Source organism: Vannielia litorea (assembly GCF_019801175.1).
GTDB lineage: Bacteria > Pseudomonadota > Alphaproteobacteria > Rhodobacterales > Rhodobacteraceae > Vannielia > Vannielia litorea_B.
In genome coordinates this window covers 661785-676098 of sequence record NZ_JAHVJR010000001.1, presented here as the reverse complement: position 1 = coordinate 676098, position 14314 = coordinate 661785, and the positions used below count along the sequence as shown (strand labels likewise).

Annotated in this window: 15 protein-coding genes; 10 read left to right on the top strand and 5 right to left on the bottom strand. The window is 68.2% G+C overall.

Translation table 11 applies throughout. From position 1 onward, the window contains the following. The first annotated feature begins 269 nt into the window (after positions 1–269). From KUV38_RS03410 to KUV38_RS03385, 6 genes are all read left to right on the top strand, one after another. Complete coding sequence (locus tag KUV38_RS03410) at positions 270–668, top strand: DUF2177 family protein (RefSeq protein WP_222468701.1); 399 nt, start codon at positions 270–272, stop codon at positions 666–668. 45 nt (positions 669–713) lie between these two features. Beyond that, the gene (locus tag KUV38_RS03405; protein ID WP_222468700.1) at positions 714–1103 is read left to right on the top strand and encodes a DUF5071 domain-containing protein; all 390 of its coding nucleotides are present in this window, start codon (positions 714–716) and stop codon (positions 1101–1103) included. 195 nt (positions 1104–1298) lie between these two features. Continuing rightward, positions 1299–2969: a cytochrome c oxidase subunit I gene (gene ctaD / locus KUV38_RS03400; protein ID WP_222468699.1), complete on the top strand. Its 1671-nt coding sequence runs from the start codon at positions 1299–1301 to the stop codon at positions 2967–2969. Between the two features lie 21 nt (positions 2970–2990). Then, the gene (locus tag KUV38_RS03395; RefSeq protein ID WP_315898637.1) at positions 2991–3587 is read left to right on the top strand and encodes a cbb3-type cytochrome c oxidase subunit I; all 597 of its coding nucleotides are present in this window, start codon (positions 2991–2993) and stop codon (positions 3585–3587) included. Between the two features lie 99 nt (positions 3588–3686). Further along, the gene (locus KUV38_RS03390; RefSeq protein ID WP_222468697.1) at positions 3687–4178 is read left to right on the top strand and encodes a DUF2244 domain-containing protein; all 492 of its coding nucleotides are present in this window, start codon (positions 3687–3689) and stop codon (positions 4176–4178) included. Beyond that, positions 4178–5089, top strand: coding sequence for a hypothetical protein (locus KUV38_RS03385; protein ID WP_222468696.1), 912 nt, complete (start codon positions 4178–4180; stop codon positions 5087–5089). Before KUV38_RS03390 ends, KUV38_RS03385 begins: the two co-directional genes overlap by 1 nt. 93 nt (positions 5090–5182) lie before the next feature. Here KUV38_RS03385 and KUV38_RS03380 read toward each other — a convergent pair whose 3' ends face one another. After that, positions 5183–5647: a GatB/YqeY domain-containing protein gene (locus KUV38_RS03380; RefSeq protein WP_222468695.1), complete on the bottom strand. Its 465-nt coding sequence runs from the start codon at positions 5645–5647 to the stop codon at positions 5183–5185. A gap of 242 nt (positions 5648–5889) precedes the next feature. Between KUV38_RS03380 and carA the strand changes: the two genes are divergently transcribed. Further along, positions 5890–7047, top strand: a complete 1158-nt coding sequence (gene carA / locus KUV38_RS03375; RefSeq protein ID WP_222468694.1) for a glutamine-hydrolyzing carbamoyl-phosphate synthase small subunit — start codon at positions 5890–5892, stop codon at positions 7045–7047. Positions 7048–7204: 157 nt separating this feature from the next. Beyond that, the gene (locus KUV38_RS03370; protein ID WP_261385143.1) at positions 7205–9334 is read left to right on the top strand and encodes a glycosyltransferase family 2 protein; all 2130 of its coding nucleotides are present in this window, start codon (positions 7205–7207) and stop codon (positions 9332–9334) included. A gap of 4 nt (positions 9335–9338) precedes the next feature. Here KUV38_RS03370 and KUV38_RS03365 read toward each other — a convergent pair whose 3' ends face one another. Beyond that, the gene (locus KUV38_RS03365) at positions 9339–9980 is read right to left on the bottom strand and encodes a GntR family transcriptional regulator (RefSeq protein WP_222468693.1); all 642 of its coding nucleotides are present in this window, start codon (positions 9978–9980) and stop codon (positions 9339–9341) included. A 132-nt stretch (positions 9981–10112) separates the two neighbouring features. Here KUV38_RS03365 and KUV38_RS03360 point away from each other — a divergent pair, with 132 nt between their 5' ends. Next, positions 10113–10757: a pyrimidine 5'-nucleotidase gene (locus KUV38_RS03360; protein WP_222468692.1), complete on the top strand. Its 645-nt coding sequence runs from the start codon at positions 10113–10115 to the stop codon at positions 10755–10757. A gap of 206 nt (positions 10758–10963) precedes the next feature. Then, positions 10964–12148, top strand: coding sequence for an FAD-dependent monooxygenase (locus KUV38_RS03355; RefSeq protein WP_222468691.1), 1185 nt, complete (start codon positions 10964–10966; stop codon positions 12146–12148). Between the two features lie 14 nt (positions 12149–12162). Here the strand turns inward: KUV38_RS03355 and KUV38_RS03350 are convergent, their stop codons facing one another. From KUV38_RS03350 to KUV38_RS03340, 3 genes are all read right to left on the bottom strand, one after another. Continuing rightward, positions 12163–13293 (bottom strand): aminotransferase class V-fold PLP-dependent enzyme, encoded by a 1131-nt coding sequence (locus tag KUV38_RS03350; RefSeq protein WP_222468690.1) that lies wholly within the window; start codon positions 13291–13293, stop codon positions 12163–12165. A gap of 66 nt (positions 13294–13359) precedes the next feature. Next, positions 13360–13827 (bottom strand): Lrp/AsnC family transcriptional regulator, encoded by a 468-nt coding sequence (locus KUV38_RS03345; protein WP_222468689.1) that lies wholly within the window; start codon positions 13825–13827, stop codon positions 13360–13362. Then, positions 13824–14279 carry an Lrp/AsnC family transcriptional regulator gene (locus KUV38_RS03340; protein WP_222468688.1) on the bottom strand — a complete coding sequence of 152 codons (456 nt, stop codon included), beginning with the start codon at positions 14277–14279 and terminating at the stop codon, positions 13824–13826. The genes KUV38_RS03345 and KUV38_RS03340 overlap by 4 nt, the downstream gene beginning before the upstream one ends. Positions 14280–14314 lie beyond the last annotated feature (35 nt).

Sequence of the window (14314 nt, the reverse complement as noted above, 5' to 3'; positions counted from 1 at the left end):
AAGGAGATTCGAGGCCTCCGGCGGGAATATTTGGAGCAAGAGAATGCGCAAAGCGCGCGCCTGCCTGCATTTTCTTGCTGCAAATATCCACCGCAACACCGCCCCCAGCGCAGCGCCTGATGTGAGCCCATAACGGTGCACCCCGTCACGGGGCGGCGGCGCGGGGTGGGCGGGCGGGCGCGCCGCAGCCCCGTTGCGGCCACGCCCCCCTGCCCTTTGCCTTGCGCCCCCGCGCCCTATCTCTGCGCCAAGCCACAACGGACCACCCCATGATCCTGCTCTACATCATCACCGCCGTCATCTTCCTCGTCGCAGACGCTGTCATGCTGACTCAGGTGATGAAGCCGCTCTTCAGCCGCCATCTCGGCGATGCCCTACGCGACGGCCCGCTGCTCGCCCCGGCGGCGCTCTTCTACCTCGCCTATGTCGGCGGCCTCGTGTTTCTCGTCTCCGCCCCCGCCCTGCGCGATGCCGACCCGATGCGTGCGCTGCTCCACGGCGCCATCATCGGCGCAATGGCCTATGGCACCTACGAGTTTACCTCGATGGCAGTGATGAAGGACTGGTCTTGGGCGATGGTGGCGACCGACACCGCTTGGGGCACCGTGCTCACCGGCGTTTCGGCCTGGGCCGGGGTGGCGCTGATGCTGAAATTTCAGGGCAGCTGACCACGCCCCCTTGTTGCCTCACGGCGCAGATCATAGCTGAACGGCATGAGCGCCAACGCCTGCCTGCCCACCGACAAGCATGACATCGCCGCCGTCCACCGCGCGGCCGCGCTTGCGCCCGAGGCCCGCACGCCGCTGCTGCCCGGGCTGCTGGAATGGGTGCAAGATGCCAACTGGCCCGTCGCCCGCCCGGTGGCCGACCTGCTGGTGGCCGAGGGCGCCGCGCTGCTGCCCCACCTGCGCGTTATCCTCCAAAGCGAGGACGCGGTGTGGAAATATTGGCTGATCGAGCTGGTGATCGCCCGCCTGCCCCCGCCCGACCTCGCCCCGCTGCGCCCGCTGCTGGAGCGACTCGCCACCGCGCCCGGCTCGGCAGACCGCGCCGAAGAGGTCCATCTGGCGGCCCGCGCGGCGCTCGCCCCGCAGCCGGGCTGAGAATCCGCGGACAACCGGCGCTTTGCCCGGTTTGAGGCCGCAAATTTCCACCCCCTGCGACCACTTGCACATTGCCGTTCCTGAATGCGTTGCCTAAAAGCGGGTCCTGAAGGGAGAGCCGGGCCTTGCTGCGCGATGCATGGGCCCATTCGCTCGACCGCTCGGACAACCTACGCAAGCCGGGAGGCAGCACCTATGGCGGACGCCACCGTTCACGGTCACGACCACGAGGACAACCGGTCCTTCTTCACCCGTTGGTTCATGTCGACCAACCACAAGGATATCGGCATCCTCTACCTCTTCACCGCCGCGGCGGTGGGTTTCATCTCGGTGGCCTTCACCGTCTACATGCGGATGGAGCTGATGAGCCCCGAAGTGCAGTTCATGTGCATGGAAGGCTCGCGGATGATCCCCTCCGCAGAGGAATGCACCCCGAACGGCCACCTGTGGAACGTGCTCGTCACCGCCCACGGCATCCTGATGATGTTCTTCGTGGTGATTCCGGCGCTCTTCGGCGGCTTCGGCAACTACCTGATGCCGCTCCAGATCGGCGCGCCCGACATGGCGTTCCCGCGGATGAACAACCTCTCCTACTGGCTCTACGTGGCCGGCACGCTGCTGGCGGTGGCCTCGGTGCTCTCGCCCGGCGGCAACGGCCAGCTCGGCTCGGGCGTGGGCTGGGTGCTCTACCCGCCGCTCTCGACCAACGAAGGCGGCTATTCGATGGACCTCGCGATCTTCGCCGTCCACGTCTCGGGTGCCTCCTCGATCCTCGGCGCGATCAACATGATCACCACCTTCCTGAACATGCGTGCCCCCGGCATGACCCTGTTCAAGGTTCCGCTGTTCAGCTGGTCGATCTTCGTGACCGCATGGCTGATCCTGCTGGCCCTGCCGGTGCTCGCCGGCGCCATCACCATGCTGCTGACCGACCGGAACTTCGGCACCACCTTCTTCGCCCCCTCGGGCGGCGGTGACCCGATCCTCTACCAGCACATCCTGTGGTTCTTCGGCCACCCCGAGGTGTATATCATCATCCTGCCGGGCTTCGGGATCATCTCCCACGTCATCGGCACCTTCGCCCGCAAACCGATCTTCGGCTACCTGCCGATGGTCTGGGCGCTGATCGGGATCGGTGTTCTGGGCTTCGTCGTCTGGGCACATCACATGTACACCGTCGGCATGAGCCTCACCCAGCAGAGCTACTTCATGCTGGCGACCATGGTGATCGCGGTGCCCACCGGCATCAAGATCTTCTCCTGGATCGCGACCATGTGGGGCGGCTCCATCGAGTTCAAAACCCCGATGCTCTGGGCCTTCGGCTTCCTGTTCCTCTTCACCGTGGGCGGCGTCACCGGCGTCGTGCTGTCGCAGGCCGGGATCGACCGCGCCTATCACGACACCTACTACGTCGTGGCGCACTTCCACTACGTGATGAGCCTCGGTGCGGTGTTCTGCATCTTCGCGGGGATCTACTTCTACTTCCCCAAGTTCACCGGCAAGATGTACTCGGAGACCGCAGGCAAGATCCACTTCTGGGCCATGTTCATCGGCGCCAACCTGACCTTCTTCCCCCAGCACTTCTTGGGCCGTCAGGGCATGCCGCGCCGCTACATCGACTACCCCGAAGCCTTCGCCTTCTATAACTACATCTCGTCGATCGGCGCCTTCCTCAGCTTCGCCAGCTTCGTGTTCTTCATCGTCACGATCTTCTACGCGATGCGCAAAGGCGCCCCCTCGCCCGCGGCCAACCCGTGGAACGAGCACGCCGACACGCTGGAGTGGACCCTGCCCTCTCCGCCGCCGGAGCACACCTTCGAGATCCTCCCCAAGCGCGAGGACTGGGACAAGGTCGCCCACCACTAAGCGGGCGAGACCAGAAACAAGATCAAGGGGCGCGTCACCACCGACGCGCCCTTTTTCCATTCCGGACCCTGCCACGATGCCCGCGCCCAGATGACCCTGCTGACCGTTCTGATGATCGCACCGCTCGCCGCGCTGCTCCTGCTGCGCCACCGCCCGCTCGCCCTGCCTCTGGCCCTGCTGGCCGGCTGGGCGGTGATCGCCCTGATCGCAGCCCTGTTCCCACTCTGGCCCGTGTCAGCGACCAGCATCGACCGCGCCTATCACGACACCTATTACGTCGTGGCCTACGGCCATTACCTGCTCACCTCGGCCCTGATCCTCGGTGGCACCGCCATTGCCGTATTGGTGGTGCGCGCCGCAGGGGCGCTGACCCTGCCACGCTGGAGCGCCGCCGCCCTCGCCCTCGCCCACACCGGCGCCTGCCTGACGATCCTCCCCACCTTTTCCCTGCACGCAGCCGGCGCGCCCCGGCGCTACATCGACACCCCGGACAGCATCGCCATGGTGAATTGGCTCTCCAAACTGGGCGGGCTGCTCACCTTCACCGGCCTCCTGTGCTGCGCCGCACTCCTCCTCGCCAGCATCGCCCTCCGGCTCCGCGCCCGGCGCAAGGGCTGATGCCGCCCCCACCGCTGCGACGAGCCGCCGCGCCGCGCGGCACGCGCCCGAGGCGCAGCCCTCTCGCCCCCGCCGCGCCGCGGGGATAAACTCGCCCCCATGCCCTACACATGGCAATCCCCGCCGCCCGACGGCACCCGCGCGGCCCTCTCGGCCTGGCCCTTCCGGTCGCTGCCGAAGGTCGGCTTCGTCTGGTTCATCGGCGGCACGGCGGCGCTGCTCTGCATCCCGCTCATTCCCGCCCTCGGCACGCCGGTGCTCTGGGGCCTTCTGCCCTTCATGCTGGGCGCGCTCTGGCTGCTCTATTTCCTGCTGCAAAAGAGCTACCGCGACGGCGAGATCCTCGAAGAGCTGACGCTCTGGCCCGACCGGCTGCTGCTCACCCGGCAAAACCCCAAGGGCGCACCCCTGAGCTGGGAAGAGAATCCGCACTGGGTCCGCGTCACCCTGCACCGCAGCGGCGGGCCGGTGCCCTATTACGTCACCCTCTCCGGCAAGGGGCGCGAGGTTGAAATCGGGGCCTTTCTCAGCGAAGAGGAACGCAAGGCGCTCTACGCCGAGCTTGCCGCCCTGCTGCCGCTGAGAGACTGATGGCCCAACAGCCCGCCACCCCCAAATGGAAACGCGCCGCCCTCCGGGCCGCCGCCGCGCTCTCGCCTGCGCTGGCGCGCGCGCTCGGGCCTGCACCCTCGGAACAGGCGGCGCTCACGCGCCGCGGCATCTTGCGGGCGGCGCCTTCGGCGCCGGAGGTGGTCTTCATCCTGCCGCTGGTCGGCAAGCACCACGTCGGCGACTGGGCCACGGTGGAGGCGCGCCTCTCCGAGACATTGGCCAGCTTCGCCGCCCAGACCAATCCCCGCTGGCGCGCCCTCATCTGCGGGCAAGACGCCCCCGCCCTGCCGCCCGCGCTCGAGTCCGACAGCCGGATCACATTTCTACCCTTCACCGAAGACGTGACCGGCAACGACAAATGGCGCAAGCTCGCCGCCCTCTGCCGCGCCCTGCCGACTCAGGGGCCGCAAGATGGCTATGTGATGCCCTTCGATGCCGATGACCTGCTCGCCCCCGGCGCGGTGGCCGAGATGCTGGCCCGCCGCGCGCCCGGCGGCTACCTCGTGGAGGAAGGCTGGCTCTGGGACGCCGGGCTCGGCACCTTCGCCCGCGCCGCCCCCCGCAGCCTCGCCCAGCCGGGGCAGAAACCGTTCTGGAAGCTCTGCGGCTCCTGCGCCGCCTTCCGCTGCACCCGCGATCCGGGCGATGCGGCGTTTCTGGAGGCGCTCACCGCCCATGAGCACCGGATGTTCCCCTACCTCGCCGCACTGGCGGGGCGAAAGCTGGCGCCCCTGCAGGAGCCCGCCGCGCTCTACATCCTGAACCACGGCGAGAACTTCGGCGCCCGCCGCGGGCGGGTGAGCTTCAAGGCGCGGTTCGTGGAGCGGTTCGCCGTGCCGGCAGAGGAAGAGGCGCAAATCCGGGCTGCGTTTCCGGCCTTGGACGCTTGAGGCCACCGTCGCAGTGGGGGCGCTGCCCCCACACCCCCGGGATATTTTAAGGACCAATGAGGAGGCAGGCGCGACCGGGCGCCGGGGCGGCGATCAGGCCAGCCGGTCCTTGACCATCGGGCCAACGGCGCCGAAATCCATCTGGCCGGTGTAACGCTCTTTCAGGATGCCCATCACCCGGCCCATGTCGCGGATGCTCTCGGCACCGACTTCCTCGATCGCCTCGCTCACCGCGGCCTCGGCCTCATCTTCGGTAAGCTGGGTCGGCAGGAACTCCTCGATCACCTTCACCTCGGCCAGCTCGCGCTCAGCGAGGTCGAGCCGTCCGCCCTCCTCGTAGGCGCGGGCGCTTTCCTGCCGCTGCTTCACCATCTTGCCGAGGATCCCCAGCACCTCGGCATCGGTGACACCGGCCTCAAGGCCGCCGTCCTCGCCCCGGGCGGCGATGTCCTTGTCCTTGATGGCGGCGTTGATGAGGCGCAGCGTCGAGAGGCGCTCGGCCTCCTTGGCCTTCATCGCCTCCTTCAGCGCCGTCGAGACGCGGGTGCGGATATCCATGCGGTAAAAACCCTTGATTGCGCCCGCCGCGCGTGAGTGGTTGCGCGTCCCCCGGGCCAGACAAGGGCGCAACTTACGCCGCCCTCCCGCGTGGGGCAACCCGTGCACCGGACAACGTGGCGGAAACAGCACGTTTCAACGGCCCGCACGCCATTCCGGTAGCGGGTTGACGCCTCCCCCGGACCCGCCTAGGAACGGGCGGATTTGCCCGCACTGACCTATGCCCCGAAGGAGTCGCGCCGATGCCCTCAAGCCAGCCCAAGCCCACCGCCTGCCTCGCCCTTGCCGATGGCACGCTGTTCTACGGACAGGGCTTCGGAGCGGAGGGCATCCGCACCGCTGAACTGTGCTTCAACACCGCGATGACCGGCTATCAGGAGATCATGACCGATCCCTCCTACGCCGGCCAGATCGTCACCTTCACCTTCCCCCATGTCGGCAACGTCGGCGTGAACCCCGAAGATGACGAAACCGCCGATCCGGTGGCCGAGGGCATGGTCGTCAAATGGGATCCGACGGAGCCCTCCAACTGGCGCGCCGCCGAGCAGTTGCAGGATTGGCTGGCCCGGCGCGGCCGGGTGGGCATCGGCGGGCTCGATACCCGGCGGCTGACCCGCGCGATCCGCCAGCAGGGCGCGCCCCATGTGGCGCTGGCCCATGACCCCGAGGGCAACTTCGACCTCGAGGCGCTGATCGCCGCCGCGCGCGGATTCTCGGGGCTGGAGGGGCTGGACCTCGCCAAGGATGTCACCTGCGCCCAGAGCTACCGCTGGGACGAGATGCGCTGGGCCTGGCCAGAAGGCTTCACCAAGCGCGAGGGGCCGGGCCACAAGGTGGTCGCCATCGACTACGGCGCCAAGCGCAACATCCTGCGCTGCCTCGCCTCCGCGGGCTGCGATGTGACTGTGCTGCCCGCCACCGCCACGGCGGAAGAGGTGCTGGCCCACGGCCCCGACGGCGTCTTCCTCTCCAACGGCCCGGGCGACCCGGCGGCCACCGGCGCCTATGCCGTGCCGATGATCCGCGAAGTGCTGGCCAAGGAAATCCCGGTCTTCGGCATCTGTCTCGGCCACCAGATGCTGGCGTTGGCGCTCGGCGCACGGACCATCAAGATGAACCACGGCCACCACGGCGCCAACCACCCGGTGAAAGACCTCACCACCGGCAAGGTCGAAATCACCAGCATGAACCACGGCTTCACCGTGGACAGCCAGACCCTGCCCGAGGGCGTAAGCGAAACCCACGTGAGCCTCTTCGACGGCTCCAACTGCGGCATCGCGGTCGATGGCAAGCCGGTGTTCTCGGTGCAGTACCACCCCGAGGCCAGCCCCGGCCCGCAAGACAGCTTCTACCTCTTCGAGCGCTTCGCGGCGGCGATGAAAGAGCGCGCCCCCGCCTGACAGCGCGGCGGGCTGCGGCCCGCCCGCGCCCCATCGCGGTTAACCCTTCCTTAACCAAAAGGGCGGCACAGTGGCAGCCGTGGGGCCTTTGGCCTCATCTGCTGCCGGGGGGCTGCCAATCCGTTCCCGGTACCACCAGGGGAAGGATCTGCGCGCCATGAGCCCGCTGCCGAAGCGCCGCATCACAGATGCCGCGCCGTCGCCTGCCGACGGTGCCCTCAGACTGGTCACGCCCGAGCGTCCGGTCGAGACAGATCGCCCCCGCCTTGGCACCATCCTCACCGAAATGGGCGTGCTCTCTCCGGCCGACCTGCTGAAGGGCCTCGCCATGCAGGCCCGCGAGGATGCCCGGCTGGGCGAGATCCTCATCGCTCAAGGCATGATCACCCATGCCGAGCTGATGGCGGCGCTCTCCACCCAGTGGCGCGCCCGGGTGGTCGATGTCGGCTTCGAGCCGCCCGATCCCCGGCTGATCGACATGCTCGGCCCCGCCAACTGCCTGCGCGATGCGCTCCTGCCCTGGCGCCGGCTCGGCTCGCTGACCGTCATCGTCACCTCCCGCCCGCACCTCTTTGCTCGCAACGTCGAGGCGCTGACCGAGACCTTCGGGCCGGTGGTCATGGCGCTGGCGCAGGAGACCGACATCTATCAGGCGGTGCAGGAGATCCGCGCCAAAGCGCTGGTGAAACGGGCTGAAACCCGCGTCGACGCACCGATGAGCTGCCGTGATTTCGTCTCTCGGCGCAAGCAGCGCCTGCTCTTCGCCCTCTGCCTCGCCGGGCTGCTGGCCGTGATCGCCGCGCCCCGGCTCACCTTCGCCCTGCTCACCGGCTGGGCCGTGCTCACCCTCGTGCTGCTGATGGGGCTGAAGGCCGTCGCCACCGGGCTGGCCTGGCACCGGCTGCGGGCCGAGCGCCGCGCCCGCCGCCGCGCCGTGCAGATGCTGGAGGCCGAGGCGCAGGCCCGCATGGCCAAACCTGGCAGCCGCGACCCTGTGCCCCTCGCCTCCGCCCTGCCCGCCTTCAACAGCCGCAGGGCGCGGCCCGCCATCGCCCGGCTGCCCGTTGTCTCGGTGCTGGTGCCGCTCTTCCGCGAGGAGCATATCGCCAGCCACCTGATCCAGCGCCTCTCCCGGCTGACCTACCCAAAGGAGCTGCTCGACGTTTGCCTCGTGATGGAATCCACCGATGACACCACGCGCCTCACCCTCTCCCGCACCCCCCTGCCGCCGTGGATCAGGGTCATCATCGTGCCGCGCGGCGCGGTGCAAACCAAGCCGCGTGCGCTGAATTACGCGCTGGAATTCACCCGCGGCAGTATCGTCGGGGTCTGGGATGCCGAGGATGCGCCCGAGCCGGAGCAGATCCACAAGGTGGTGCAGCGTTTTCACGAGCGGCCCGCCGAGGTCGCCTGCCTGCAAGGCGCGCTCGATTTCTACAATGCCGGCACCAATTGGCTCTCACGCTGCTTCGCGGTCGAATATGCCAGCTGGTTCCGCGTCGTGCTGCCGGGGCTGGCGCGGCTGGGCTGGCCGGTGCCGCTCGGTGGCACCACGCTGTTCTTCCGCCGTGAGGCGCTCGACCGGATCGGCGGCTGGGATGCCCACAACGTCACCGAAGATGCCGACCTCGGCATGCGCCTCGTTCGGCTGGGCTACCGCACCGAGCTGATCGAGAGCACCACCTTCGAAGAGGCCAACTGCCGCGCCCTGCCCTGGGTCAAGCAACGCTCGCGCTGGCTCAAGGGCTACGCGCTCACATGGGCCGTCCACATGCGCAGCCCGGCCCGTCTCTGGCGCGACCTCGGGGCATGGCGCTTCGCCGGGTTCCAGTTGCTCTTTCTCGGCACGCTCAGCCAGTTCATCCTCGCGCCGTTCCTGTGGAGCTTCTGGCTGGTCGTGCTCGGCCTCTGGCACCCGCTCTCCGCATGGCTCCCCGGCTGGGCGATCTGGACCCTGGCCGGCACCTTCTTCGCCTCCGAACTGGTCACCATCGCCGCCGGCCTCATGGGCACCCGGCTCGCGGGTCACAAATGGCTCGCCAAATGGGTGCCCACGCTGCACCTCTACTACCCGCTCGGCTCGCTCGCCTCCTACAAGGCGCTCTGGGAGATCGTCACCAACCCATTCTACTGGGATAAGACCACCCACGGGCTGCACAACCCGGAAGACGAGGTGCTGACCCCTGTGATCGTGGTCGAGCCGCGCTCCGCACCGCGAAAGCCGGTCAAACCCCGGCGCGTCACGCCGCGCCGCCCCGGCCCCGCACCCGTGAGCCCCGGGCCCTAACCCGTCAGTCCTGCGCCGCGTCCAGCTTGAGCCGCTGCTCGAAGGCCACCGAAATATGCCGCCGCAGCGCCTCGCCCGCGCCCGCCTCGTCCCGCGCGGCCAGCGCATCCACGATCGCCTGATGCTCGCCCAGCGCCACCTCGCCCCGCCCCTCGGCAGCGAGCGACGTGGTCGCCAAGAGCGCCATCGACCGATGCACGAGGTCCAGTTGCTGGATCAGAAAGCGGTTGTGGCTGGCCAGGTGAATCTGCCGATGAAACCGCCGGTTCGAGCGGCTCAGCGCCGCCGGGTCGTTCACCCGCGCGCGGTCCTGCTCCACCATCTGGCCCAGCACCTTCACCTCCTCCGCCGTGGCATGGCGGGCGGCCAGCCGGGCGGCCAGCGCCTCCAGCTCGGCCCGCACGATGTACAGCTCCGCCAGCTCGTTGTGGTCGAGCGAGGCCACGATCAGGCTGCGCCCGTCCCGCACCAGCAGCGCCTGTGTCTCCAGCCGTTGCAGCGCCTCGCGGATCGGCGTGCGTGACACCCCGAACCGCTCTGCCAGCTCGCTCTCCACCAGCCGGTCGCCGGGCTTGTAGGTGCCGTGGTCGATCGCTTCGAGGATCATCCCGTAAGCATCTTTCTGCTGCGGCCGCGCGCTTGGCATAGTGGTTCCTCCGTGTCCCGTCCGGCGAGCCTATGCCCCCGCGCCACCCGGAGGCAAGCGGCCCATGCGCCGCACCCTCTTTGCCGCCACCGCCCCTTGCAGCCCCGCGCCGCCCGCCATAGCGTCCGCCCCATGTCGCACGCCCCCCTCTTCTCCCATGTCGCCGCCTGGGTCTTCGACCTCGACAACACGCTCTACCCGCCCGAGGCCCGCCTCTTCGACCAGATCGAGGTGCGGATGACCGCATGGGTGATGGAGGCGCTCGGCGTCGGGCAACCCGAGGCCAACGCCCTGCGCAAGAAGTACTGGGCCGACTACGGCACCACGCTGGCCGGGCTGATGCAGGTCCACGGGCTCGACCCGGGGCCATACCTGACCCACGTCCATGATATCTCGCTCGATCATCTCGAGGCCGATGATGCGCTCGCAGAGGCCATCGCCGCCCTGCCCGGCCGCAAGTTCGTCTATTCCAACGGCTCCAAACCTTACGCCGAGCGGGTGCTCACCGCCCGCGGCCTCTCCGGCCTGTTCGACGAGGTCTTCGGCGTCGAGCACGCCGGCTTTCGCCCCAAGCCCGAGCGCGCCGCCTTCGAGACCGTCTTCGCCAAGGCCGGGCTGGACCCGGCCCGCGCTGCCATGTTCGAGGATGACCCGCGCAACCTCGCCGCGCCCCACGCGATGGGCATGCGCACCGTCCATGTCGCGCCCGAGGCTTTGGAGGCGCCGCACATCCACCACCACACCAATGACCTCACCGGCTTCCTGCGCGCGCTCTAGCGCGCACCGTTCGGTTGGGTCATCTGTGGGCGTTTTGCATTTTTGTCGTATGCATCGGATGTGCATGGAATGTGCATCAGTTGTGCATTGAGGAAATTCGTGGTTAACGCCGTCTTGGGCAGTTCGTACAGGCATTTTTGCAATACCTCCGCCTGCGCGCATCCGCCCCCTTGGCAATTGCTCTACCCGCGCCCTAAATCCCTGTCATGGCACGCAAATCCACCGATATCCTGATCGCGGGCGCCGGCATTGCCGGGCTGACCGCCGCCGCCTGCTTCGCGCAGGCGGGCTACAGCGTCACCCTCGCCGCGCCCAGCGCCCCGAGGCGAGATAAAACGCAGGGAGATCAACGCTCTACCGCCTTCCTTGACCCGGCCATCGCACTCTTCTCCGAGGCCGGGCTTTGGGCCGATCTCGTGCCCCACGCCCAGCCGCTGCAAGAGCTGCACATCACCGACACGGTCGGCTGGCCCCCGCAAATCCGCGACTCCCGCGCCTTCGCCTCCGAGGCCCCCGGCACGCCGCCGCTGGCGCAGAACCTGATGAACTGGCGCATCGCGGATGTGTTGCTCAACGCGCTGGAATTGCTGCCGAATGTCACGCTGCACTGGGGCGCGGGCTTTGCCTCGATGGTCACCCGCGAGCGCGAGGCGCTGGTGCAACTCACCGATGGCACGGGCCTGCGCGCCCGCCTCGTCATCGGCGCCGACGGACGCGAGAGCGCCGTGCGCGAAGCTGCTGGAATCTCGGCCGAAATTTCCCGTTTCGGCCAGAAGGCCCTCGCCTTCTCCGTCACCCACCCGGAGCCGCACCGCAACATCTCCACCGAGGTCTACAACCAGGGCGGCCCCTTCACCCTCATCCCGCTGCCCGACGAGGATGGCACGCCCACTTCCGCCGTCGTCTGGATGAACCCCGGCCCCGAGGCGCAGCGCCTGCAAACCCTTGACGCGCAGGCCTTTTCTGCCGAGGCCACCACCCGCTCCGCTGGGCTTCTTGGCCCGCTCACCCTCGCCTCGCCCCGCGCCCTCTTCCCGATCATCACGCTGCGCGCCAAGGCGCTCACCGCCCAGCGCACCGCGCTCATCGCCGAGGCTGCCCATGTGGTGCCACCCATCGGCGCGCAGGGGCTGAACACCTCGCTCAACGACCTTGCCGCGCTGCTGCACACCGCCGCGCCGGAAACGCTCGGCGCTCGCCAACATCTTGACGCTTATGAAAAATCCCGCGCCCGCGATGTGGCGGCGCGGGTCGCAGCCATCGGGCTCTACAACCGCCTCACCCGCTCCGGCCTGCCGCCGCTGCAATCGCTGCGGCTGTCCGGGCTGAAGGCGGTGGCCGATGTGCCACCCCTCCGCCGCGCGGTGATGAAGGCAGGTATGGGCGGTTAACCCGCCCGTAACCTTCAGGCGATAACCTTGTCGAGAACCCGCTCGAGCCGTCCGAGCGTTGCCTCCACATCCGCCAGCTTGTCGAGCCCGAAGAGCCCGATGCGGAAACTCTTGTAGTCGGCGCCTTCGTCCACCATCAGCGGCACGCCCGCGGCAATCTGCACGCCCTCGGCGGCAAAGGCGCGGCCGGTCTGCAACTCCGGGTCTTCGGTGTAGACGACTACCACGCCAGGCGCGCCAAACCCTTCTGCGGCCACGCTTTTCAGCCCCTTGCCGGCCAGGAGCGCCCGCGCCCCGTCGCCCAGCGCCTGCTGCGCGGCCTTCACCTCGCCGAAGCCCCGTGCCTCGGTTTCCTTCAGCGCGTCGCGGAACACCCGCAGCGCATCGGTCGGCATGGTCGCGTGGTAGGCATGGCCCCCCGCCTCGTAGCTCTGCATGATCGCCAGCCATTTGCCGAGGTCGGCGGCGAAGCTGTCGGACTTGGTCTCCGCCACCCTCTCCTCGGCCCGCTCCGAGAGCATCACGAGGCCCGCGGAGGGCGGGGCCGACCAGCCCTTTTGCGGCGCCGAGATCAGCACGTCCACACCGGTCGCTTCCATGTCGACCCAGATGCAGCCAGAGGCGATGCAGTCCAGCACCATCAGCCCGCCAACCTCATGAACCGCCTTGGAAATCTGGGCGATGTAACCGTCCGGCAGGATCATCCCGCTCGCCGTTTCCACATGCGGCGCAAACACCAGCGCCGGCGCATCGGCCTTGATCCGGGCGACGACCTCCTCCACCGGGGCGGGCGCAAAGGGCGCGGTTGCCTCGTTGCCGCCCCGCCGGGCCTTCATCACGATCTCTTCGGAGGGGATGCCGCCTGCGGTGAAGATCTGGCTCCAGCGGTAGGAGAAGAACCCGTTGCGAACCACCAGCACCTTCTCGCCGCGCGCGAGCTGCCGCGCCACGGCCTCCATCGCATAAGTGCCGCCGCCCGGCACCACGGCCACTGCGGCCGCGTTGTAGCAGGCTTTCAGGCCGGATGAGATGTCTCGCATAACCTCCTGAAAAGCCTTGCTCATATGGTTCAGCGAGCGGTCGGTGAACACCACCGAGAACTCCAGCAGCCCGTCCGGGTCAATATCTCCGCGCAAGGCACTCATGGGGCGATCCTCCGTTTAAGGTCGCCCATAGCTAGCCCCAGGGCGCGGCAAAGCAAAGCCCGTGTGTCAGCCGAGCGCCCCCCCGAGCGGCCCGGGCCGCCGCTCCTCGGTGAGCAGCACGTTGGCCTCCACGTTGCCCACACCCGGCAGCGCCATGATTCGCCGCCGCAGCACCCGCTCGAAGTCGGCCAGATCGCGCGCCGTCACCCGCAAGCGGTAATCATAGAGGCCCAGCACATGCTCCACCGTCTGCACCTCGGGGATGGCGCTGACCGCGCGCTCGAAGTCCTCCAGCGAGACCTGCCCCTTGGTGGCCAGCTTCACGCCCAGAAACACCGTGACCCCGAAGCCCAGCTTCTCGGCATCCAGCCGCAACCGCTGGCCGCTGATCGCCCCCGCCTCGCGCAGCCGCCTGATCCGCCGCCAAGCCGCCGGTTGCGAAAGCCCCAGCCGGCGCCCGACCGCCCCCGCCGAGAGCCGCCCATCCGCCTGCAATGCCTTGAGAATTTCCCAGTCCAGCTCGTCCAAGTTCATACCGGCAGCGCCTCCTGCACCTTGATCCGGCTCACATGCATCAGCGCCTCGATGTCGGCGATATGGGGCAGCGCCATGATCTTCTCCCGGTAGATGCCCGTCCAATGGCCCATGTCGCGGGCGATGACCTCCAGCCGCACGTCGACGCGGCCCAGAAAGGTTTGAATTTCAGTGACTTCCCGCACAGCGCGCGCGGCTTCAAGGAATTCATCAAAGGCGCGTGGTAGGGTTTTGTCGAGCGTGATCCGCAGGCTCACCCGCACCGCAAACCCAAGCGCCTCCCAGTCGATCATCGCCTCCTGCCCCCGGATCACCCCTTCGCGCTCCATCCGCTCCACCCGCCGCCAAGCCTGCTGAGCCGAGAGGCCGACGCGTTCGGCCAGTTCGGCGGCCTTGAGCGTGGGTTCGGCCTGAAGCTGGCGGAGAATGCGCCTGTCGTAATCATCGAGCATGAAACTATCGCCAAATTTCAATCTAACGAATGATC

Coding starts and splice junctions, on each gene's coding strand:
- KUV38_RS03340 (WP_222468688.1), bottom strand. CDS start 14,279: ATGCTCGATGATTACGACAGGCGCATTCTCCGCCAGCTTCAGGCCGAA.
- KUV38_RS03365 (WP_222468693.1), bottom strand. CDS start 9,980: ATGCCAAGCGCGCGGCCGCAGCAGAAAGATGCTTACGGGATGATCCTC.
- KUV38_RS03370 (WP_261385143.1), top strand. CDS start 7,205: ATGAGCCCGCTGCCGAAGCGCCGCATCACAGATGCCGCGCCGTCGCCT.
- KUV38_RS03410 (WP_222468701.1), top strand. CDS start 270: ATGATCCTGCTCTACATCATCACCGCCGTCATCTTCCTCGTCGCAGAC.
- KUV38_RS03350 (WP_222468690.1), bottom strand. CDS start 13,293: ATGAGTGCCTTGCGCGGAGATATTGACCCGGACGGGCTGCTGGAGTTC.
- KUV38_RS03355 (WP_222468691.1), top strand. CDS start 10,964: ATGGCACGCAAATCCACCGATATCCTGATCGCGGGCGCCGGCATTGCC.
- KUV38_RS03385 (WP_222468696.1), top strand. CDS start 4,178: ATGGCCCAACAGCCCGCCACCCCCAAATGGAAACGCGCCGCCCTCCGG.
- KUV38_RS03360 (WP_222468692.1), top strand. CDS start 10,113: ATGTCGCACGCCCCCCTCTTCTCCCATGTCGCCGCCTGGGTCTTCGAC.
- KUV38_RS03345 (WP_222468689.1), bottom strand. CDS start 13,827: ATGAACTTGGACGAGCTGGACTGGGAAATTCTCAAGGCATTGCAGGCG.
- ctaD (WP_222468699.1), top strand. CDS start 1,299: ATGGCGGACGCCACCGTTCACGGTCACGACCACGAGGACAACCGGTCC.
- KUV38_RS03380 (WP_222468695.1), bottom strand. CDS start 5,647: ATGGATATCCGCACCCGCGTCTCGACGGCGCTGAAGGAGGCGATGAAG.
- carA (WP_222468694.1), top strand. CDS start 5,890: ATGCCCTCAAGCCAGCCCAAGCCCACCGCCTGCCTCGCCCTTGCCGAT.
- KUV38_RS03405 (WP_222468700.1), top strand. CDS start 714: ATGAGCGCCAACGCCTGCCTGCCCACCGACAAGCATGACATCGCCGCC.
- KUV38_RS03390 (WP_222468697.1), top strand. CDS start 3,687: ATGCCCTACACATGGCAATCCCCGCCGCCCGACGGCACCCGCGCGGCC.